This is a genomic window from Legionella gratiana (assembly GCF_001467695.1).
Classification (GTDB): Bacteria; Pseudomonadota; Gammaproteobacteria; order Legionellales; family Legionellaceae; genus Legionella; species Legionella gratiana.
This window is the reverse complement of the sequence record NZ_LNYE01000029.1, coordinates 550,599-573,464: the sequence shown is the minus strand read 5'-3', so window position 1 is coordinate 573,464 and position 22,866 is coordinate 550,599. Positions and strand designations below refer to the sequence as shown.

Below are 22,866 nucleotides of genomic sequence, written 5' to 3'. Positions count from 1 at the left end.
TTAATACCCGGATGGTATCATGACGAAACGAACCAAACTCAAAGAACATGTTCATACTTTAGAAGAAATTGGCCACATTATGACGGCCATGAAAAATCTTTCTTTCATTGAACTGGGCAAAATCACTCAATGTCTTTCCATGCAGGACAACGTCATTAAAACCATTCGTGAGGTGAGCCATGATTTTTTAAGTTTCTATCCCATGCCCCCCATGAATCAACAAGAAAATCCTCCCTTAGTTTCTATTCTTATTGGCTCAGAACGCGGCTTTTGTGGTTCTTTTAATGATAATGTACTTCATCAGTTAGACGCGCACAACGAGCAACATTCTGAATGGGAACCAGCACTCGTTCTTGTAGGGCATAAACTAGCATTAAAAATGGCTAATGATTCTCGTGTCATGGCAACAATCGATGGACCCAATGCCATTGAAGAAATCCCAGCCGTGATTTCAAACGTGTTACACACGTTAGAAAGAGCCTTATTGCAAAGAAATAAGACATGGCACTCTTGGCAATGGACTGTTCTCTTCAATGAGGAAGAGCACAATCAAATTCAAGTAAAAACCTGGCAGCCCTTTAAAGAGTTGGATATAAGTCCTGCGCCTCCTTTTTCTGTGCCACCTGTTTTGAATGGTTCCAAAGACCAGTTTTTCGCTGACTTGGTGGAGCATTATTTACTGGCCATGTGTTATGCGATTTTTTATCAATCGTTTTTTGCGGAGAATCATCAAAGACTGTTTCATTTAAACCAGGCATTAGATCGGTTAGAAAATAAAAAAAATGCATTAAACCATCGTCTTAATTTAATGCGCCAAGAAGAAATTACGGAAGAAATTCAGAATATTTTGCAAAGCGCCCAAGCGATTATTGGTCATGAGTTCACATAGAGCACTATGAGGCAAAAGTCACACCGCCTCTTTATAAGGTCTTTTTCTTATACGGGTTACAGACGACTATTAATTTCAACTGCCCTGGTTTCGATTCTCCACGGCATAAGGCCTTATATTGTTCCTGTCCCGAAATGGCGATGAGTTCGAGAGCGATTTGATACTTATCATCATAACCCATGATAAAATGTTGTTTTTCATCCGTGACCACTGAGAAATGCCCTTTGGGATATCCATAATAGTAGATTTTGATTATTAATGTGGCTTTTTTAAGAGGGATATTTTTTATAGGGGAGGCCTTTGAGTACTCCACTGAAAAAACACCATTTCGATATTGTGCTAACGAAGCAGTCGTCAATAAACTCAAGACCACACACCCTATTAAAACCATCCACTGCTTCGCCATTGGAAATTCCTCCATCCTGGCATCATAATGTTCACTACCATGTCAGAATTAGCACTTAACCGATTGATCCCTGTAAAGTATCAAAGCGTGCCGTCCCTTCACTTTTTTAAGATTCCACATAGGACATCTCTTAAAAAAGCTTCTATTATAGAATAGACAGAACCTCAAAATAGAGCAAATAACGTACTGATTTGGTTGAGTTTCTAATCCATGGAATGAATGACTGCATGAATTCCTAATCATACCCTTTTAAGTTATTGGAAATTTGTTACAGAATATGGGATAAACTAATAAGAGGCAGGAAAACAAATAATCTCAGCTTGTTCAGTGCGCTTTGGAGGGAAAGGATGCTGTTTCAATACATTAAAAAGTTTTTCCTATTTCTATGGGTTCAAGCAGTATCTATTTCTTTCCTGTTGGCGATGGCTTCTGTTTCCTTTGCTCAACTCACAGCACAAGACCATGCTGCCCATCATCAAGGAGAAAAAGAAGGCGAGGGAATGAGTGGTATGATGAAAAATATAGGGACTCCCTCTAAGGAACTTTACCCCTCTTTAATGAGTTTACCCACATTATCCCCCGAAAAACGCCTTGCAATTCAACAAAAGGCACATCAACGCATCACATCCGGCATGGCGCTCATGAAAGGTGGACTTAACGAGCTTTTGTTGGCATCCAACAATAACGATTACGCTAAAATGCAAGAAGCTTTAGAGAAATTACGGGAAGGGATTGCGCAATATGAGAGTGCACTGGCCGCACTTCGCGCACTGTCTGAAGGAAAAAATCCAAGCGACATCGCCTTGCAGTGGTTTAAACGAGAAATGAATCTTCTTCCAAGTAGTCCGCAAGCCGAGAGTGTCTTAGGTGGGCCTTTTTTTCATTTAACGATTATCGCTCTATTTGGTCTGTTTTTTTTGGTCATGATTTGGATGTATTTTTTCAAAATGAGAAGAGCTGCTGCTCTGCTCGATCGCTTAACCAAACAAAATGCGGCTGTATCTTCGCAGACACCACCCCAATTCTCAAAAGCACCTGAACCAACCCCTTCCTTAACATCAGTAGAGCCCATTAAATCCTCTCAAGTTTCTAAAGTGCCATCAGAAACTGCCCCAACTATGCCTCCTACCTGCCCCGCTCATAAATGTCCAGTCCCGCAATTTCCGGTCATGAGATCACTCACCGAACCGGAAGAGAAATGGGAAGGACAACTTCGTGTTTGCCGTATCTTTCAAGAAGCACCAGGAATCAAAACATATCATTTGGCATCAACCCATGAGGTGGCTTTGCCATTTACCTATTATCCTGGCCAGTTCATTACGCTCACCGCCTTAATTAATGGTAAAACGATAAGACGCAGTTACACCATGGCCTCCACCCCAACCCAATTGCATTATTGCGCCATTACGGTCAAGCGGGAAGAACAAGGCTTGTTTTCCCGTTATTTGCATGACGAAATTAAGGAAGGGGATTTACTGGAGGTGATGGGGCCTAATGGTAAATTTACTTTTACTGGTGAAGAGGCAAAGAGCATCGTATTGATTTGTGGCGGGGTTGGTATTACCCCGATGATGAGTATCATCCGCTACCTCACCGATATTGGATGGCACAATGACATTTATTTGCTGTACTGTTGCCGCACGACCAGTGAGTTTCTCTTTCGCGAAGAATTAGAGCAACTTCAAGAAAGATACCTCAATCTCCATGTGTATGCGTCGATGCTGCGTTCAGAGGGAACCATTTGGATGGGGTTACAAGGCCTATTTACCAAGAATATTATCAGCCATCTTGTCCCTGATATTGCCTCACATCGTATCCACGTTTGCGGTCCTCCTGCGATGATGGAAGCCATCCTTGGTAGCTTAAAAGAGCTTAAAGTGCCCGCTGATTTGATTCTAACAGAAGCATTTGGACCAGAAAAGAAACCAGAAATAGCTCAAGAAGACTTAGTCACCATCAAAGCCGAAACCCGTGCGATGATTTCTTTTCGGAAATCTGAAAAAATGGTTCCAATTCTGCCGGACTGTACCCTTCTTGAAATCGCTGAAGCCAATGGGATTGCTATTGATAATGCGTGCCGAACCGGGCAATGCGGGTTATGTAAAGTGACCTTGCTGTCAGGGGAAGTGACCATGGCTTGTGAAGATGCGCTTTCAAAGGAAGACAAACAACAGGGGCTTATCTTAGCCTGTCAGGCCAAAGCGACTCAAAACATTGAGGTGGATGCTTAATGAATGCGCAAGGACGAATGATGGTTTTGGGGTTAGTACTTCTAATGCTTATCACATGGCTAGGCTTTGCAGTCCATACATCTTCTCGTTTTGCCGGGAGCTTTTGGGGTGGCGTTTTTGGCGTGAGTGGCTCGATATTGATGCTCATTCCGCTACTCTACCTCTTTATTAAACGTATTTCATTTTTGAAAAATTGGGTAACACACTATGTGTCCATGAATACCCTGTTGTCGTGGCATATTTACACAGGTATTATCGGCTCGATTTTAGTCTTGATTCATACAGGGCATAAATTTAATAGCGCTTTAGGTATTGCTTTGACTGCTATGACGCTCATTGTCACGCTCAGTGGTTTTATTGGCCGTTATCTCATGGGCTTTATGACTCAGGAAATCGATGAAAAAAAGACTATCCTTTTGGGATTACAAAAGCAATACCAAATCGTAGCTCAAGAATTACAAGAAAGCGCACGCTCCAAGCAAAACATCGGGAAATTACATCTTATGACAGCTCGCTTTCTTTCCTGGCTGCTTGAAGACACCGCACTGGATGGTCAGTTAATCAAGTCGGCAGAAGTACGCGCTTTGTGTTTAGCAGATGCCATCTCTGAGCTGGAATACGCCATACGTTTTCACGAGCACTTCAAGCGCCTGTTTCAAAAATGGTTAACCTGTCACATTATTACAGCACTGGTATTGTATGTTCTGCTGGGTTTGCACGTTTGGTCTGGAATTTATTTTGGATTAAGGTGGTTTCAATGAAGCTGAGATGGGCTACCCTCGCTGCCCTTACCGTAATCGCGGCACTGTCTTTTATGGCCTATTATCTGTCTTCTCATGGAGATGAGGTGAGCAGTTTGACGAACGTGGCGGAGTGGCAAAGAATGGCAAGCCCCGGAGAACTTTCCAAAGCCCACTCGTTTTTAAGTCACAACTGCACTGCGTGTCACACTCCAGTGAAAGGGGTTGAGGCAGCGAACTGTATCGTCTGCCATGCCAACAACGAATCTCTGTTAAAACGCCAGCCAACCTCCTTTCATGCCAACATAGGCAGTTGTGTTGAATGTCATAGAGAGCACCAGGGCAGAACGGCACGTATTACGCAGATGGATCACAATGCTTTGGTTTCGTTAGGACTTCAGCAACTTCGTGCCTTTTCAAATGCAAATGATGAAGAAGAACAGTTGATTATTAATCAGGTGACGCTCTTTTTAGCGCAGAATGAATCCAATAGGCCAACCGTATTGGTCAACCCCCATTTATCACCTCAAGAACTGACTTTACGCTGTGCCTCTTGCCATCAAAACAAAGACAAGCACTTTAAGTTATTTGGCGACGATTGTTCTGCTTGTCATGAAACGGCTCATTGGAGCCTCTCTGAATTTAGGCACCCATCTCCGAGTTCAATGGATTGTGCTCAATGCCATCAAGCGCCACCCAGTCATTATATGGAACATTTTAATATGATTTCAAAAAAAGTGGCTCATGAGCATGAAGCCCGTGTCGATCAATGTTTCCTTTGCCACCAAACCACGTTGTGGACTGATATTAAAGGAGTTGGATTTTATAAGCATCATTGAGGGACTCTTTCTCTACAACGGAAAATTTTATAGGTGCCGTAACAATTTGTTATGGCACTTACCAGGACTATTGATTGGGTGACTGTTTCTGCATCGGTATTTGATGTTGCAACAACATAGGCATACCAGCAGGTGTTTGAATATATCCTTTATACCAATACACAGTGGCATAATAAGCACTACAAGTCATGCCCAAAATCGCAAAGAGAACGATGAACCAACCAAAGACTTTTGCTAGCGAAATACCACGTCCTTCGTTATGTGACGCCCATGCTATCAAAATAATACCCAATGCTATTGCAATAAGAGACAACATCTGAGCCACATGAAATAAGAATGCTTCACCTGACATCATTGGCATCTGGAAATAGCCTGCATACCAGTATTTAATCGCATAATAAGTACTGCATAGCTCCCCTAGAATCCCGATAATGACAATCAACCATCCAAATATTTTGGCTAATCCAATACTTTTTCCTTCATTACGTAATGCCCAGACGACCAACATGATTCCAAGCGCTATTGCGATAAGGCCGAGCATCTCGGCACTGTGAAACATAAACATCATGGTGCACCTCCTTTGCTGTCTTGTTGTTTACTAATACGAGGTATAAACCCAGGAGTAACTGCAGCATAGTGTTTATATTCCTCACCAAACTCCGCCAAAACCTCTTTTTCTTCCCTACGCGCGAGACGAACATACATATAAACTAATATAGGAAACATGATTAAGGTCAGAATGGTTGGCCATTGCAATAAAAAACCAATCATCACCAGAATAAACCCATCGTATTGCGGATGACGAATTTTGGCGTACAGCCCACTGGTTGCAAGTTGATGCGCCTTTTGAGCACGATAAAGAGTACCCCAGGCTGATGCAATCATCCAAAGACCGCCGATAATGAAGACAAAACTTAAGATATGAAAGACATCAAAATGGGGATCACCTTTCAAGCCAAGCAAGGTATGGAGTAAATGGCCACTGTCATGACCATATAAATCCATTCCAGGATAATATTTAGAAAGCCATCCTGACAGCAAATAAATGGTTAAAGGAAAACCATACATTTCGGTAAAATAAGCGATAACAAACGCAGAAAATGCACCAAAGGCGCGCCAATCTCGCCTTGTTTTAAACGTGGTGGTAAAACTGTATGCAAACAAAATGAAAATCGCCGAATTGACAATGACTAATAACCACAAACCATAGGCATAAGAAGTATGTTCCATTTTCGATTAGTCCTTATTCTCAGAAGAATCGTTGTCCTCGTCATCCGATTTATGGTGATGATTCTCTCCATGCCCCCCATGTCCTCTATGCATAAAAAGATGCATCAATGGACAGAGTAAGACTAACAGCACCAATGGTGAAGCGCCTAAAAAGCTTGCTATGTGAGCACCATGCTCTACAATCAAGTAATAGCCAATAATCCCAATAATGATGATGGCCATTAGACCGGAAGGAGAACTCCAGAAGCCCTTCTCTTTTTGTGGTTTTGGTGATTTCGGGTGGTGCCCAAATGCAGGCGACATGATGTGCACTCCTTTGACTCAGTAATTTGTATTAGTATAGTTCATCCTTCTAAAGGATTGCGCCAGTCAGGTATCATTTCATAAATTGATCAATTTATGAACTTCAGTGCTATCTTGTCTATACTTAAATAGATAAGTATTGGATTTAGAGTAGCTTAATCAGCTCTTTTACAAGGAGCGGCAATATGTGGACTTTAAAGACGTTGAAGGGGTTCTAAACGCTAACCGTCGAAATTTCCGGACTAAATTCAACCACTTTTTTCTTTTTTACTCCATGCAAAAAAACTTTGTTTATTATTGCATCGAGATCAATGATTTTATCACCAGAAAAAATAAAGTGTCCCTGAAAATGGATATGTTGCCAAGCTACAGGCGAAATTTTCTTCAACAGTGCTAATGCCTTATGATCTCCCTCAGCTTCATATTTGAGTTTGAGCTTGGATAGAATTGCCGAATTATAATGAATAATGGCATTAGCAATAATGCCTGGCACATTGGTTGCTGATCTCAATTTCACGATCTCCCCTGCCTGATAATTGCTTTTTACCATAGGCGGTTGCAATAGCCATACGTAGTTGATGATAGGATTCTACCCGATTTTGAGAACGATGTATGTCTCGTTGCAATTTTCTGTTTTGCAAATATTTCAGGGTATAGATGCTACGGATCAATTTATCGTATTCAAATAATGCCTTTCTGGTTTTGTTTGAGGCGCTGTACGTGCATAATTTTTTAATCAGAATGCTTTGAGTGATTTCTTTACAGCCTAACGCTTTGATAATCGGTTCCAGATTAGGCCATTCATCCTCAATAAGTTGGCGATCAATTTTGTCTACGGGCTTGATTAACCAATCTGCATATTGTGATAGATCATCATCACAGTAAAGATGCTTGAGCTGGGCTTGCAAATTGGTAAATCTAAGGCACAGTTTACCACCAAACCAGTCCATCACAGCAAAGTTAGCTTTATTAATAAGATGCATATCACCTGTAATGGCATCAGGTATGACGCTGCTGGTGTTATTATACCAAATGTCAAAAGTGAAATAACTTTCATGTTCATGAGCACCAATCAGTTCAGTTTGCAGCGGGATATGGTTGACTAGCAGCGTATAAGCCACAACGCCTTTCCCTTTTTTAAAATATTTTTTTGAACGCCTTGCTTTCAGTGTAGGTCTTGCCACTTCAAATTTCTGGCCATCAACACCACCATAAAGAATAGCCATATCCAACGAGTAATCAGGAAAAATAGGCATTTGTGCAATATCATCCCCAATCATATCGTTGGCTTTTTTTAATGTTTGCAATCGCACACGGGATTGGTAAACGTCCAACAAACTGGCATAAGGAATATCAGAAATTTCTGCCATATTAAGATTGCCGTTATTCAACGCTTGAGCGATAATCACTGCATTCAGAGTGTTTTCATCGGCAAGCAATTTAACATAGCGAGGTTGTATGAGGGTAAAAGCAGATGAATAACGACTCCGTTCATTAACAAATCGAAGTACATCCGTAATATCACACAAGGGCAATTGTTCATAGAAACGGTGTTGAGCATCTTCATCGCGTTTGTCATCACTCGATTTTTTTAGATGGAGCGTTTGAGTTTGTTCATCATGGTACAGATGCTTGAGCTTACCTTGAGTAAAATCAGTATTAAATTTCAACCATTCTGATCGCAATTCAGCACAACGTTCGTCTAGTAAGTCCTTAATAGGCTTTCTCAATGCTGGAATATCTAAGGGTTCCACTAGCGCCCCTTTGTCATTGGCTGAATTAAGCTCTTGTTAAAGCGAGCGATTCTGTACACTGTCTGCCAAATAGAATTCTCCTGCTTTAAGCCGTTTCTTCAGTTGACGATAAATCCAAAATTCATAGCGATCGGCATGGAATTTTTTCTCACCCTTGGCATTCGCATCAAACAAGTATTTTTCCAAGCGTTTTTGCCTGGTTTTTTCGGGGTTTGCGGTGACTGGATATTGGTTTATCGTTTTGTTGGCACCAAATAGCTCCTTAAGCCAGGTAATTGCCTTAAGCCAAGGACTTTCATCTGCAGTACTTGAGAAATCAATGGCCATCATTAATGGTCGTAACTGCAACTGACATCGATGAAATAAAGTATCAACCAGTTTCCATTGAAAATCGATAGGCTTAAGCTCCTCCTCATTTTCTTCGGGTATTTTATGGCGAAGCTCTTCTTCAGGGATAATGGTTTCAAATGCTTTTTTGCGTACATCGCCAAAGCTGAGTTGATCATGTAGCTCTTGGTTGATAAATAACCGTGCAAATCGACGCATAACAAAAGAATCAATTTGTTTGCTTACCGCGTAGTCCGTATAGGCATCTTTTGTTTTTTCTTTAAGCTCTGCTTCAAATTGCTTGAGGCTCAGGAAAAAAGCGTCTATTAAATTATCATTCAACTGAAGGTATCGTAAAGAGAGATAACACAGAAGATAAAGATAGGTCTGCTCAGATTTTAATTTCTTCCGTAATTCATAGACATCATAATAATCAACAAGACTTGCGTAGTAGCGAATATTTTGCTGAGAAAGATTAAGTGTAGGCAAGAGCGATTTAGCTAACTGATACAGGGGTTTTATCGAAATCGATTTTTCGCGCTCAGCACTGATCATGCGTGCTTTAAAATCCTTGGTATCCTGCTTGAGATCTGCTAATCCAGAAAGCGTTTGGGCTTCTTTTTCTAGCAACAATTTTTGCAAAGCGGATTTATCATCTATCGTCAGGGATTCTCTAAGAATTACCTCTAGCCGATTGCGTTCAGCATTTAAGACTTTGCTCACAATCGTTTGCAAAGTGGTATATCCAGGACGCAAGATTTTCTTTTTCTGCATAAAGGCTAGTAATTCGATGACGATAAATTGTGGACTAACATCACGGCGAAGAATCTGTTGTGCCTGGGCAGTCAATAATGGTTCAAACTCTTTTGACCAAGACTGGTAACCAAAATGCGTCGTAATCGCAGTGCATTGTGCATAATATTGGTGTTTGCTGATAGGGGTTGGAAGAAATTGTTGTTCAGGAAAATATTCCTGCATAATGAAATCAATATCTTCCTGTACCTCGTCCCACTTAAATGGAAAGAACCGATGTTTCGCCTTGAAGTAACCTATTTGAATAGCGCAATGGACTTTAGTTGATAAATTATCACGGCTACGCATCAAGATTTGTTCTTCAGGGGTGAGATTGAGATAGTTCGAGCGCTGAACATCATCAAAATCAGGGATCTCATACAAAGCAGCTTGCTCTGCCTCAGATAAAATGGTTAATCTTTCATTGCTTGCACGCATGATAAAAAATCTTAATTAAAAAAGAGACAATATGTTACTAAAAAACTCTCCCTAAAGAATACCTTTATCGGAAAGTTTGCTAAAATTAAATCGTGAATTGTCTTATAAATAAACATGTTGTTTGGATGCCTGGAAGTGACACCAATAACTCTTTTAGGGAAAGTGTATAAAAGTGAATCATGAAACCGCCTAAAAAAGTAAAAAATAGTGAGCGCAGAGCACGAGAATACCTTACTCCAGCTGAGGTGGATAAGCTTATTGCGTCTGCAAAGCAATTGGGGCGGCATGGCTTACGTGACTCTACAATGATTTTAATTGCCTATCGACATGAACTACGCGTATCTGAATTGATCTCATTACGTTGGTCTCAAATAGATTTAAAACAAGGTCTACTTCATGTGATTCGCAAAAAAAATGGAATCCCAGCCAGTCACCCTCTTTTTGGCCCAGAGATTCGGGCTCTGCGTCAATTAAAACGCGATTACCCAGAAACCGATTATGTTTTTATGACGGAGCGTAAAGCACCTATTACTGCAGATACTTTTAGAAAAATTATCGCAAGAGCAGGAGAAAAAGCAGAACTTGGCTTGGCGACATACCCTCATATGCTTCGCCACTCAACAGGCTTCAAACTAGCTAATGACGGTCGGGATACTCGCAGTATTCAACATTATTTGGGTCATAAAAATATTCAACATACCGTAAGGTACACAGAAATTGCTTCCGTAAAATTTAAAGAATTTTGGGATGATTAATTATTGCACGGAAATTTCGACGGTTAGCGTTTAGAACCCCTATACTAATCTTTATCATCGTATAATTTCCTAAAATGAATAAAAAAGACCTAATGCAATTGGAAGGAAACACCATGTAAAAAAATGGCAGCTAGGATAAGGAAGATTAATATGGTTATAACAAAGCGCAAATTTTTCTTTTTTTTCCAAAGAAAGGCAAGAAGGCCAAGGCATAATACCATCAATGCCAATAGCAATACTATAGTCAAAGTATTAACTCCCATAATAATCTATCCTTATCTGACTATAGAGGTTTTAATGCTCTTGGTGCCTATGCCCTCCATCACCACCAAAACCTCCCTCGTAACCGCTTTCAGGATGCGTTTCTGTCGCGGTGGTTTTAGTGCAGGACATTAAGCTACATCCTAAAACAATACTCCAATCAAAAAGGAAATTGTCTTAAATCCAGTATTATTCATCTACCTCTCCCTTTCAACAAATACAAAAACAGTGGTTTATCTCATCATAACATATTGAAAAAGCAATCAAAGCGATTGTATTAATGATTCTTCGTTTTATTTGAATTCAACAATCGTAGCCCATTCATAACCACAATCAAACTAGCCCCCATGTCAGCAAAAACCGCCATCCAAAGGGTAGCCATTCCTCCAAGTGCTAAAATAAAAAACACCGTTTTAATAACCAAGGATAGACTAATGTTTTGCCATAAAATTCGCACTGTCTTCCGGCTTAAGTCAATGTACAGAGGAAGCATGGCTAAATTATCATTCATTAATACCACATCCGCTGTCTCTAAAGCGGTATCTGTTCCCTTACCCATCGCAAAGCTAATAGTGGCTTTCGCTAAAGCAGGTGCATCATTAATGCCATCTCCCACCATGCCCACAGCCTGATATTGTTCTAAGAGTTTATTGATAGCCTGCATTTTTTCTGTTGGTAATATATTAGCTTGGATTTCATCAATGCCGACTTGTTTGGCAATGGCTTGAGCGGTTAGAGCATTATCACCTGTTAACATCGCCGTTTTTATCCTTTGTCGATGCAATGATTCAATCGCCTCTCGACTGTTGGCTCGAAGCGTATCTGCCACTGCAAAAATAGCCAAGGCCGTAGTGCTATTGCTTAATATAACAGTAGTTTTTCCTTCTTCTTCCAGTCGTTTCAATTCTTGCTCAACCTCTAAACAACAGACTTTGTTGTCTTCTGCTAATTGATGATTGCCTACATAATACAATTCCCCCTGGATGGCACCTTTCACGCCTCGCCCAGGAAGCGCTGAAAACCGTTCCACTGAAAGCAATGATTTATCAGGATGCTCTTGCTGCCAATATGCCACTAGGGCATGAGCTACGGGGTGCTCGGAGTGGCTGTCAAGACTTGCAGCAAGCAACAACAAGTGTTCATTGGTTTGACTTTTATCATAAGTAATAAAATCGGTTACCACCGGTTTGCCCTCTGTTAAGGTACCAGTTTTATCCAGTGCAATTAACTGTAAGCGATAACCCGTCTCTAAATAGCTTCCTCCTTTGATGAGAAGCCCATGTTTGGCAGAGGCAGCCAAGCCACTCACCACTGTTACTGGTGTTGAAATGACCAGGGCACAAGGACAGGCAATAACTAATAAAGTCAACGCCTTATAGATCCAATCATAAAAAGAATATCCCAACACGAAAGGAGGAATTAAAGCGACAAGAACAGCAATCAATACCATAATAGGCGTATAGTATCTTGCAAATTCGTCAACAAATCGTTGCGTTGGGGCCCGCTCAGCTTGCGCCTGTTCAATCGCTTTACCAATTTTAGCGAGCAGCGTATCGCCTGACGCTTTGCTCACCTTCGCTTCAAAAGCCCCATGCTCATTTAAAGAGCCGGCAAAAACAGAATCACCTATCTGCTTACTCACTGGCATGGATTCCCCGGTAATAGGAGCTTGGTTGACTGTACTTTGACCTGAAACCACCTCACCATCCAATGGAATACGCTCACCAGGCTTAACTCTAAAAACAGCACCCAGTGGCACTTCCTCGACCAGTAAAGTTTGCCATTGACCATTAGCTGTTTTCACTTGAGCCACATCAGGAACAATCTGCATCAAGCTTCGAATAGCCAGACGTGCTTTGTCTAAGGAATAACGCTCTATTCGTTCCGCCAATGCAAACAAAACAGTAACCATAGCCGCCTCAGGCCAATCACCGATAAAGATAGCCCCTGTTATGGCAATGAGCATTAGACTGTTAATGTTCATGGCTTTTGTGCGCAAAGCAAGCCAACCTTTTTTAAAAGTAGGAGGTCCACTGAGAATAATGGCCAGTAAGGCAGGAATAATGGCCCATAGAGATTGCTCTGTTGCCAAAAGATAAGCTGCTATTTCGGAGCAAAGAGCCAATAGACCTGATAATGCAAGAATCTGCCAAGAGGCATCAAATTTAAGTTTTTCCTGAACCTTGTCGCTAGGGGTGCTTTGTTTGGCGCGCACGCTCATCCCTAAGGCTTCTATCTGCTGTTGTATAGGTTCAATGGTGGGTAATCGATGATGAACCGTTACTTCTTCAGCAATAAAATTAAAATCCATCTTTTCCACTTCAGGGATAGCTTGCAATTGCCGCCTGATTAATTGTTCTTCAGCCTGACAATCAAGTCCTGCAACAAAAAAAGTGGTTAAGGTGAGCGGAGCTGTCATCATGATTTCCCACATTGACTGTAAAAATATGCCCCCGGAGCAAGAGAAGTTCGACATCGCAGACAATTCATTCCTATCGAAGCATGGCTCACCGAATAACGACCCCAATCCTCTTGTTTTAGCAAACGCATGTTAATTCTCCGTCTCTTCAGTAAAATGTTTAAGCATGTCCTCTAAAATACAGCGTACATGCGCATCATAAATACTGTAATAAATGTGTTTGCCTTCGCGATTAGCCATCAAGAGCCGTGCCGAGCGCAACAGACTCAAATGATGGCTGGTTAAAGGGACAGAGAGCTGCAATTGCTCTGCCAGATCCGAAACCGATTTCGGCCCTTTTAAGCACTCAATAAGAAGTTTAAGGCGATTGACTTCGCCCATTAAATGCAAAATGTCACTTAACTTGATAATCTGGTCTTGAGTTAACATAATTAATAATTAAACAGTTAGATAAGTATTTAACTGTTAATATAGTTCATTAGCAGGAATTGTCAAAGAACAATAAGCACTGAAGCCACTCATTACTGCTTGCATAAAAGAACCCAGTGACATCTATACTTAAGTAAATACCATCAAATCGTGAGAAACAACGATGCTCGACTGGGCAAGCCATAATTTTCTTATTACAGCGGGGATAATTTTTTCAATAGGACTGGTTTTGATAGTTCTTGCCAAAGGAAGCTCTATTCACCGCATGAAACTCATTGCAAACATAGGATTTTATCTTGCTTTTGTGGCCTTAGTGGTCTTTGTGATAGTCCTCTTTCTGGATGTCTTGCCCAGGAAGCCTTAATTCCAACGAGAAAATATAGAGATCATCTCCATGTTAATCAAGTGTCTTCGCCGGCTTTTTTAATAGGTAATTTGTTACGGTAACGCCGCTCATGAAAGACGTAATACAAACCTGGCAACACTAACAAAGTGAGAAAAGTAGAGGAGATGATTCCACCAATCACTACGGTCGCCAAAGGGCGCTGCACCTCAGAACCAGTGCCTGTCGCTAAGGCCATCGGTACAAAGCCTAAGGAGGCAACCAAGGCCGTCATTAAAACAGGACGAAGCCTCGCCAGCGAGCCTTGTAAGACCGCATCTTTCAAATACACTTGTTTCTGCTCACGTAATTTATTAATAAAGGTAATCATGACAAGACCATTTAACACAGCCACCCCTGATAAAGCAATAAACCCAACACCGGCTGAAATAGACAAAGGAATGCCTCGGAACCACAAAGCAAAGACTCCGCCAGTTAATGCCAAAGGAATACCAGTAAACACCAAAAGAGCATCCCTTACTCTGCCAAAACTCATAAACAGCAACAGGAAAATGCCTAATAAAGTGATAGGCACTACGATTTGCAAGCGTTGGGAGGCCGATTGCAACTGCTCAAATTGCCCACCCCAAGTCACCCAATAGCCAGTGGGAATTTTGACGTTTTGTTCAATACGTTGTTTTGCTTCATTCACAAAAGAACTTAAATCTCGATTTCGTACGTTCGCACTGACTACAACACGACGTTTGCCACTTTCACGACTGATTTGATTGGGGCTTTCGCTGCGCACTAAAGTAGCCACTTCACTCAGAGGAATAAAATGCCGCTCGTTGTCTTTGGAAGGAGGTAAAGGGATAAAGACTTGGCGCAACACATTTGGGTTTGAGCGCAAGGCCTCCGGCAATCGCACTACCAAATCAAAGCGTTTATCGCCCTCAAAGAGCTCGCCACCTCTTTTGCCACCCGTTGCAATGACAATAGCATCTTGTACGGCACCAATTTGTAGCCCATAGCGCGCCAAAACGTCACGATTAATCGCAACGGTCAGAAGCGGCAAGCCACTGACTTGCTCTACTTTTACATCAGCAGCCCCGGGTACTTTTTTTAATTGAGCACTAATGGCCTCTGCCACTTGCAGTAAGGTATCCATATTATCACCGAATACCTTGACGGCCACATCACTGCGTACTCCTGAAATCAATTCATTAAAACGCATTTGAATCGGCTGGGTAAACTCATAATTATTACCAGGAATTTGTTTTACTGCTTGCTCCATTTCCTGCACTAATTCTTGTTTGGTTTTTTTAGGATTAGGCCAATCCTTGCGAGGTTTTAATATAATAAACGTATCAGCCACATTAGGTGGCATGGGGTCGGTGGCTACTTCTGCTGTCCCTAATTTTGCAAAGACTCGCTTTACTTCAGGAAATTGGCTTACCCGCTCCTCCACTAAATGCTGCATGGTGATGGCTTGAGTCAAGCTCGTTCCAGGAATTCGCATCGCATGCATGGCAATATCCCCTTCATCAAGGCTCGGAATAAATTCCCCACCTAAACGAAAAGCAACAAGAAGACTAACGACCACTAAAACTACCGCGGCACTAATTACAAGAAAACGGGCGTGAAAGCAGCGACGCAACACTCTGGCATAACCTAGTGAGAGGTAATGCACTAACCAGTTTTCTTTTTCTTGCACACGACCTCGTAAAAAAATAGCGACGGCTGCGGGAACAAACGTCAAAGCAAACAGCATGGAAGCGAGCAGCGCAATAATCACTGTTTCAGCCATAGGCAAAAACATTTTTCCTTCCACACCGGTGAGCGTTAAAATTGGTAAATACACCACCGTAATAATAAATACTCCAAAAATACTGGGCCTAATGACTTCGGTGGTCGCATACGCAATAACCTTTAAACGCTCTTCCAAATTTAACACACGATATAATGCATGCTGCTGTTCACCTAAATGTTTAATGCAGTTTTCAACGATAATGACCGCGCCATCGACAATCAAACCAAAATCAAGGGCCCCCAAACTCATCAAATTGGCACTGATTTTATTAGTGACCATCCCGGTAATGGTCAACAGCATGGACAGGGGAATTACCATGGCTGTAATAAGTGCGGCACGAACGTTGCCTAAGAACAAAAATAGAATGACACAAACTAATAGCGCCCCTTCGAGCAGATTATTCTTTACCGTATTAATCGTGGCATTCACTAGCAAGGTTCGATTATACACAGTGACTGCCTCAACACCTTCAGGCAGTGTTTTATTAATTTCTTTCATTTTGGCAGCCACCCGCTCAGACACAGTGCGGCTGTTTTCCCCCATCAGCATAAACACCGTACCCAAAACCACTTCCTTACTGTTCTCAGTAGCCGCCCCTGTACGCAATTCCTTACCTAATGCCACCTCTGCTACATCCCGAATACGAACCGGCGTTCCTTCAAAACTGGCAATGACAATATTTTCAATGTCCGCGATGTTTTTAACCTGTCCTGGAACACGGATTAAATGTTGTTCGCCATTGGATTCAATGTAACCCGCGCCGACATTGGCATTATTGCGCTCTAATGCTTCCACGATATCGTTTAAACTCAAACGATATCGAACGAGTTTCATTGGATCAGGTGTGATGTGGAATTGTTTTTCATAGCCGCCAATGGTATTGACCTCCGCAACACCTTCGACATTGCGCAGTTGTGGCTTAATTATCCAATCCTGAATGGTGCGAAGCTCCATAGGATTGTAGCGTTGACTGGCAGGCACATTCGTTTTATTCGTCACGGTATACATAAAAATCTCGCCGAGACCTGTTGAAATCGGCCCCAGCGTTGTTTCGGCCTCAGGAGGTAATTTATCCTTTACTTCCTGCAAACGCTCATTAATGAGCTGTCTTGCAAAATAAATGTTAGTGCCGTCTTTAAAGACCACGGTGACTTGCGATAAGCCATAGCGCGATAAAGAACGCGTATAATCAAGACTAGGTAGGCCGCTCATCGCCAACTCGATAGGAAAGGTGATGCGCTGCTCCACCTCAAAAGGTGAGTAGCCAGAAGCCTGGGTATTAATTTGCACTTGCACGTTGGTGATATCAGGCACCGCATCAATAGGCAAGCGCTGAAAATTGTATACACCCAAAGCGGCAATCACTGCCGTAAATAATAAGACAAACCAACGATGTTTTAGGGAAAAACGAATAATTTTCTCAAGCATCATCCATCCTTAGTGCTCGTGGCTTGCGCCTTCCTTGCCAAGTTCTGCCTTCATAAAGAAGCTGTTTTTGCTGACATAAGGCTGACCAACATCAAGACCTGACACCACTTCCACCCATTGTTCATCCTTTTCGCCTAAAATGACGGGTGTTGCTTCAAAATAATCACCTTGCCGCACAAAAATCATGTCCTTATCATTCAAACGCTGTATTGCAGAAAGAAGAACGGCAACCGGAACTGTTTTTTCTTTAATGGTAATCGCGCCATTCACATACATGCCTGGCAACCAGAGACGCTCTTCATTAGAAAGTACAGCACGTGCTAAAGTGGTTTGGCTGTCTTCAATTCCCAAAGGCGCAATGTAAGAAATGACACTGGTGGACTTTGGTTTTCCCTCATCTCCTGTCACAACAACCTCCATTCCTTGTTTTACCCGAGGAGTTTCTTTGCGGTATAAGGTAAAGTCAGCCCACACAGTAGTTAAATTAGCCACTTCATAAATGGGTTTCGTGTTTTGCGCCTGCTCCCCATTGGTAGCATACTTTTGTACAATGGTCCCCGTTATGGGTGCGGTAATATTGTAATTTTGCAGGCTTTCATTACTTTCAATGGTGACCAACACTTCGCCCTTAGTGACCTCATCGCCTAAATTTTTAGTCAACGCTTTAATAATCCCAGAATAACGAGGGTAAATCGGAGCAAGTGTATCGCGATTGGGGGCAATCTTTCCGACCACTTTTAATTGTGTTTTAATCGTTTGGCTTTCAGCAACCGAAGTTTGAATATCAGCCGCTTTTAAAATAGCCGGTGCTATTTTGATTCGTCCTTCATAGGTGGAATAATGCCAGGACAATCGTTTGCCCTTTAGCTCCAATTGAATCGTGACATCAAAGGAGTGGGGTTCTCCAATCACTTCATTACTTTGTAAAAAATTCTCAACGGGAATGAAGGTAATGGTCTCTTTTTTACCATTAAATCGGGTGAGATAAACAACTAAACGGGCCTTGGTTGGTATAATCAGTTCACCTTTCTCATAAACAAAGCCACGAAAATGAGGAGGCATACCCCGTTCAAAAATCAAAAGCTCAAGGGCTACATCACCTTCCTTGAATAAGCGACCACCTTGAGGGCCTTTTTCCATGATTTCTTGATGGTTGCCTTCTTCCATAGCATGAGAGCCCTCCCCTGCCCAGGAAAAAACCCCCATAACAAACCAAAGAATAAGAAGCAGAATGGATGGCTTAAATGGCTTTAGGAATGTCATTTGCTCTCCTTCTTAGAATTATCCAGTCCTAAAAGTCCTGTCATCTGAATTAAGGCTTTATGATAATCGGCATGAGCCTGCTGGTAATGCCGCTCTTCTTCATACAAAGAATTGAGTGCGGTTGATAATTCAATGTACGTGTAACGTCCCATTTGATAGCCCTCTTGAGCCAGTTTTATCGCTTTACGTGCCAAAGGCAATAAGGAATCCGTAACCAAATTGGCTTCATAGTGGTTTTGCTGGGCTTGTAAAAAGGCCGCATAGACACTTTGACGCACATCAAGACGCGTTCCTTGAAATTCATGGGCCGTCTGGGTGTATTGCGCTTCTGCTGTCATGATTTTGCCTTGATTTCGATTATATACTGGCACTTCTGCAAAAGCTGACATAACGGCCGCATTACTGCCGTCATCAGAAAAATGACGACCTCCCAATTGAATGTTTAAATCCGGCCAAACGGATTTTTTAACGGCGGTAATCGTCTTGCGCTTGGCTTGCAATTGCAGTTGCATTTGCAGTAGCTGAGGGCTTTGCGGTAATTTTTTTACTAATTCAGTCCAATTGACTGAAACACCTGGTAACCCTTTATCCACCAAAGGCCTATCCACTCTTAACCCATCACCTAACAAGCGCACAAGCTTGGCTCGCTGCAACAAAGCGTCCCGTGCTGCTTTATTTTCCTGGATTTTGGCCTCGCCCAATCGTACTTGCGCCAATCGCAAATCCAGCTCTGCCCCAGCACCTGCCTTAACCCGGCGCTCAATAGCCGCCACAATATCCTGATTCAGTCGAGTCAGTTTTTTGGTCACTTGATGCCATTGACCGGCGTATAGCGCATCCACATAAGCCACACCCACAGCCATATACAGCGCTGTTTGCTGAACTCTGATGCTGGCAAGAGACGCCAGATAGTCTGCATAGGTTGCTTTTTTCAAATACTGAAGTCGATGGCCTAAAGGAATCGGTTGAGTGACTGAAAACGTGGTTTCCGCAGATTCATAACTGGAGTAGGCGCCAGAGCCACCGAAATTCTCCGCCGTTAAAGTCAGTTGCGGATTGGGATAAAGGCCACTTTGAATAAAGTAACCCCGCATGGCCCTTGCTTTGTCCATTTCGGCTTGCAATTCAGGATTATTTCGATAAGCCGTGTCCAAAGCCTGTTTAAAAGTAAAGGGGGTAGCCGCCAGTACTTCGCAAACAACGAAGTACATCATCATGAAAATGACGAGACGTGAAAAATAACGCATTCCTTACCTTTTAAGAAAATCCATGTCAAACCTTATTGTTTCATTGTACCTTGATTTCGTGTCTTGATACACCCTATTGCTAAAATCAAGACAATCTGATGCTAATGCACTGAAATTTTTCTCAAATTGAGATACACTGCGTTTTATGGTCCCTCGTCATTTTATCCCATGGTGATACGATTATTCTTTATTTTATAAATACTCGTTACCGCTGAACTAAGGGCTCAATCATTAACCATTGGGATTGTAGCAAACGACTCACGCGCAGATAAAAATCATTTTTTTGGATTTGATATCGAACTCATGACGGAATTGTGCAAACAAATCAACATCCAGCGTCAATTTCAAGCCCATGCTGTTTAACGCGCTGTTTACGGACTTAAATGCCAGGTAAAATTGACCTCGCCATTGCAGCAATTACTATTACCGACGAACGACAACAAGCCTTTCTTTTTAGTCTTCCCTATTTAGCCAGTGAAGCACGTTTTGTCACCACCAAAAACAATTCGCTCAAGAGCCTTAAAAAGCTTACCCATAAGAAAACAGGTATTATCAGGGACTCTCTCTTTAAACAATTAATTACTCAGAAATTCAAATCCAACTCGATTAAAGAATACCCTTCGACAGATAAATTAATAACCGCCTTAAATCAATATGAAGTGGATGTTCTGCTTATGGATGATTTTTCTGCCGATTATTGGATAGCAAATAACAACCGGTTATTTAAAGGAGTTGGGGACACCATTCCGATTGGAATAGGTTATGGTATCATGGCTAAAAAAAATTCGATGGCGCTAATTAACAAAATGAATCAAGCCCTAAAACAAATTGAAAGAAATGGAATTTACTTGTCCTTGTATAACAAATACTTTCATACGATACCCATGCACTAATTGTCTATACTAATTAGTGTTAATTAGGTCCTTTCTAACGAGTTCCACGCCCATGGACATGAGGATGATAGCCACCAAATCGCTTCTTAACCGGCGTGTTACTTTTTGAGTCCTCTTTAGAAACGGAAGCGCTGCAGGAAAACAATAAAAAGGATAAACAAACTAAAAGAACTTCCATTAATTTTTTTACTAAAGTGAAGTGTTTCATGTATTTTCTTCCTTTTTATTAAGTTTGATTATTGAATAGTAAGCGACAGTCTGTTGATTGTGGCATTTAAAACGCTTTTAGCCAAATCCTGAGGCATCAAATGGAAAGATTACTGATACGAGTTATTGAGTATAATGGTTTTTTTACTGGTATCGCTAAGATATACTCGACTAAAAAATGGTCTCGGAAGAACTTAAATCATGAGATACTTGCGTCATCAAAGCACATCGAGCATCATTGCGCTCATTTTAATCAAGGAGGAGCAACTATGAAAAAACGGATTATTCCATCGGTCTGCAGTGGATTTATTTTATCCTGTATGACACAAATTGCTATCGCTGATGACATTCCAACTCGGTCATTGCCCATGTCGCAAATCCTGCAACACTTGCTGAGTAAGGGTTACCATACTATACAAGAAGTTGAGTTTGATGACGGATTATATGAAGTAGAAGCCCTTGATGAACAAGGAAATCAGATAATATTACGAATGAATCCACAAACGGGCGATCTCATCAAAAATCAAAACACTCAAAAATATCCAATATCCCTATTAGAAGCCGCCCAGAAAATTGAAGGGGCTGGTTATCATTCTATTTACAAAATAGAATCTCATGGTAGCCAGTACGAAGTGAAAGCCCTTGGCAAAGAAGATACGATAGTAAAATTAAGAGTAGATGCCAATACCGGTAAAATTAATAGAGACGAATGATTCGATTAGGCGTATTAATTAAAATGCCTAAAGACAGCTGATTTTTCTTTCAATAAGTAGTTATAACTGACACTACTTGTTTCTAAACGGTGCTATATTATTAAGAAAGATTTATAAGATGAGATGGATTGTTTTTCTATTGATTTCACAATCACTTTATTTCATTGCAAGTAGCATGGATATATGCCAAAACAGAGATTTTTTAAAGCCGTTATTGGGGTAATGGCCTTATTCAGCAAAATGCTTCTGTTGGCCTCTTGTGCCCCATCAACAACGACCAATGATTAGTAACAGCGGATTAATTATTTTAAGCAGATTATTACCACCTATCAAAAACAAGAGAAAGAAGTAGCCGAAAACATCATGGCAAGTGACAAGGGACTTTAGCTCGCAAATCAGGTACGCATTTTAACCATCACTATACAAAATGGCGAAATTTATTTTACTCAATTGAAAGCGACATTAATTTTATATTTTTACAATTAATACTTTTATTCATAATCAAAGTAAGTAATAGTCTTATATGGGTATGTTAAAAGCACGCTAAATAAAAGGAATTATAGATATGAAAATTGTTTATTTAATAATTAGCTTTATGATTCTTCTTTTGAATTCGGGCTGTGGTGGATTACGTCAAGTAAATGCAGATGCGAAAAATGTTAACTTATATTTTTCCTATCCTACAGGAAATTGCCGTTTCTTAGGGATTATTAAAAACCCAAATGTACATGAAGTTGTGGATATCCGCACCTCTTTAAAAGATCTAGAAAAAGATGATAATAATTTTTTAAAAAATGAAGGTGCGAAGTTAGGAGCAAATGTTATCGTTCTTGTAACCCATACACCAAGTGAAGCTCATAAGAGATATGTAAGGGGATCAAAAAACTTAACAACTATTAATATCCATTCCGTAATAGCTAATGCCTATTACTGTCCCCATGTGAAAGTTGACCAATTACAACAAAGAAATTTAGAAATTAAGCAAACTCCATTATTTGAAAATGATGACCTGCAGATCAATCATTAAAAAATCCAGGACCCTGGGTTAAATTACAAAACTGAGGATAATTTAACCCAGTATTGTCAGATAAATTGTCCCCATCCTAAAGACATGAGGAAGGATTTTCTTGGGAAGAGAAAGCTCAACACCCCAATGAACAAGGTCATTGA

Annotated in this window: 18 protein-coding genes and 1 pseudogene; 8 read left to right on the top strand and 11 right to left on the bottom strand. The window is 41.2% G+C overall.

Features of this window, described 5'->3' with window-relative positions; genetic code table 11:
- Positions 1 to 19 precede the first annotated feature (19 nt).
- On the top strand, positions 20 to 889 hold the full coding sequence (locus Lgra_RS15525; protein WP_013101363.1) for a F0F1 ATP synthase subunit gamma: 870 nt from the start codon (positions 20 to 22) through the stop codon (positions 887 to 889).
- A gap of 31 nt (positions 890 to 920) precedes the next feature.
- Here the strand turns inward: Lgra_RS15525 and Lgra_RS15520 are convergent, their stop codons facing one another.
- Positions 921 to 1,295: a hypothetical protein gene (locus tag Lgra_RS15520; protein ID WP_013101362.1), complete on the bottom strand. Its 375-nt coding sequence runs from the start codon at positions 1,293 to 1,295 to the stop codon at positions 921 to 923.
- A 347-nt stretch (positions 1,296 to 1,642) separates the two neighbouring features.
- Between Lgra_RS15520 and Lgra_RS15515 the strand changes: the two genes are divergently transcribed.
- Genes Lgra_RS15515 through Lgra_RS15505 form a run of 3 tightly spaced genes read left to right on the top strand, consistent with a single transcriptional unit; the run spans position 1,643 to position 5,105 of the window.
- On the top strand, positions 1,643 to 3,526 hold the full coding sequence (locus Lgra_RS15515) for a 2Fe-2S iron-sulfur cluster-binding protein (protein WP_013101361.1): 1,884 nt from the start codon (positions 1,643 to 1,645) through the stop codon (positions 3,524 to 3,526).
- Complete coding sequence (locus tag Lgra_RS15510; RefSeq protein WP_013101360.1) at positions 3,526 to 4,287, top strand: hypothetical protein; 762 nt, start codon at positions 3,526 to 3,528, stop codon at positions 4,285 to 4,287. The genes Lgra_RS15515 and Lgra_RS15510 overlap by 1 nt, the downstream gene beginning before the upstream one ends.
- Entirely contained in the window at positions 4,284 to 5,105 is an 822-nt protein-coding gene (locus Lgra_RS15505) for a cytochrome c3 family protein (RefSeq protein WP_013101359.1), read from the top strand. Before Lgra_RS15510 ends, Lgra_RS15505 begins: the two co-directional genes overlap by 4 nt.
- Positions 5,106 to 5,172: 67 nt before the next feature.
- Here the strand turns inward: Lgra_RS15505 and Lgra_RS15500 are convergent, their stop codons facing one another.
- From Lgra_RS15500 to Lgra_RS17880, 4 genes and pseudogenes are all read right to left on the bottom strand, one after another.
- Positions 5,173 to 5,673, bottom strand: coding sequence for a hypothetical protein (locus Lgra_RS15500; protein ID WP_016356848.1), 501 nt, complete (start codon positions 5,671 to 5,673; stop codon positions 5,173 to 5,175).
- Positions 5,670 to 6,335 carry a methyltransferase family protein gene (locus tag Lgra_RS15495; protein WP_013101357.1) on the bottom strand — a complete coding sequence of 222 codons (666 nt, stop codon included), beginning with the start codon at positions 6,333 to 6,335 and terminating at the stop codon, positions 5,670 to 5,672. The genes Lgra_RS15500 and Lgra_RS15495 overlap by 4 nt, the downstream gene beginning before the upstream one ends.
- Before the next feature lie 6 nt (positions 6,336 to 6,341).
- Positions 6,342 to 6,638 carry a DUF2933 domain-containing protein gene (locus Lgra_RS15490; RefSeq protein WP_013101356.1) on the bottom strand — a complete coding sequence of 99 codons (297 nt, stop codon included), beginning with the start codon at positions 6,636 to 6,638 and terminating at the stop codon, positions 6,342 to 6,344.
- Between the two features lie 274 nt (positions 6,639 to 6,912).
- Positions 6,913 to 9,949: pseudogene (locus Lgra_RS17880) on the bottom strand (Tn3 family transposase); the annotation flags it as partial.
- 179 nt (positions 9,950 to 10,128) lie between these two features.
- Here Lgra_RS17880 and Lgra_RS15475 point away from each other — a divergent pair.
- Positions 10,129 to 10,704 carry a tyrosine-type recombinase/integrase gene (locus Lgra_RS15475; protein ID WP_013101352.1) on the top strand — a complete coding sequence of 192 codons (576 nt, stop codon included), beginning with the start codon at positions 10,129 to 10,131 and terminating at the stop codon, positions 10,702 to 10,704.
- 538 nt (positions 10,705 to 11,242) lie between these two features.
- On the opposite strand, the gene Lgra_RS15470 is transcribed toward Lgra_RS15475, so the two are convergent.
- The 5 genes from Lgra_RS15470 to Lgra_RS15445 all read right to left on the bottom strand — a co-directional run bounded on the left by Lgra_RS15470 (position 11,243) and on the right by Lgra_RS15445 (position 19,883).
- Positions 11,243 to 13,384: a heavy metal translocating P-type ATPase gene (locus tag Lgra_RS15470; protein WP_013101350.1), complete on the bottom strand. Its 2,142-nt coding sequence runs from the start codon at positions 13,382 to 13,384 to the stop codon at positions 11,243 to 11,245.
- Between the two features lie 132 nt (positions 13,385 to 13,516).
- The gene (locus Lgra_RS15465) at positions 13,517 to 13,813 is read right to left on the bottom strand and encodes an ArsR/SmtB family transcription factor (RefSeq protein ID WP_013101349.1); all 297 of its coding nucleotides are present in this window, start codon (positions 13,811 to 13,813) and stop codon (positions 13,517 to 13,519) included.
- A 401-nt stretch (positions 13,814 to 14,214) separates the two neighbouring features.
- On the bottom strand, positions 14,215 to 17,373 hold the full coding sequence (locus tag Lgra_RS15455; protein WP_013101347.1) for a CusA/CzcA family heavy metal efflux RND transporter: 3,159 nt from the start codon (positions 17,371 to 17,373) through the stop codon (positions 14,215 to 14,217).
- A 9-nt stretch (positions 17,374 to 17,382) separates the two neighbouring features.
- Positions 17,383 to 18,636, bottom strand: coding sequence for an efflux RND transporter periplasmic adaptor subunit (locus tag Lgra_RS15450; protein ID WP_013101346.1), 1,254 nt, complete (start codon positions 18,634 to 18,636; stop codon positions 17,383 to 17,385).
- A complete protein-coding gene (locus Lgra_RS15445) occupies positions 18,633 to 19,883 on the bottom strand; it encodes a TolC family protein (protein ID WP_013101345.1) in 1,251 nt (416 codons plus the stop codon). Before Lgra_RS15445 ends, Lgra_RS15450 begins: the two co-directional genes overlap by 4 nt.
- 383 nt (positions 19,884 to 20,266) lie before the next feature.
- On the opposite strand from Lgra_RS15445, the gene Lgra_RS15440 reads away from it, so the two are divergent.
- Positions 20,267 to 20,776 carry a transporter substrate-binding domain-containing protein gene (locus Lgra_RS15440; protein ID WP_013101344.1) on the top strand — a complete coding sequence of 170 codons (510 nt, stop codon included), beginning with the start codon at positions 20,267 to 20,269 and terminating at the stop codon, positions 20,774 to 20,776.
- A 34-nt stretch (positions 20,777 to 20,810) separates the two neighbouring features.
- On the opposite strand, the gene Lgra_RS18040 is transcribed toward Lgra_RS15440, so the two are convergent.
- A complete protein-coding gene (locus Lgra_RS18040; RefSeq protein WP_013101343.1) occupies positions 20,811 to 20,984 on the bottom strand; it encodes a hypothetical protein in 174 nt (57 codons plus the stop codon).
- A gap of 268 nt (positions 20,985 to 21,252) precedes the next feature.
- Between Lgra_RS18040 and Lgra_RS15435 the strand changes: the two genes are divergently transcribed.
- On the top strand, positions 21,253 to 21,696 hold the full coding sequence (locus Lgra_RS15435; RefSeq protein WP_013101342.1) for a PepSY domain-containing protein: 444 nt from the start codon (positions 21,253 to 21,255) through the stop codon (positions 21,694 to 21,696).
- Between the two features lie 565 nt (positions 21,697 to 22,261).
- Positions 22,262 to 22,723 (top strand): DUF4156 domain-containing protein, encoded by a 462-nt coding sequence (locus Lgra_RS15430; protein WP_013101341.1) that lies wholly within the window; start codon positions 22,262 to 22,264, stop codon positions 22,721 to 22,723.
- The last annotated feature ends 143 nt before the right edge of the window (positions 22,724 to 22,866 follow it).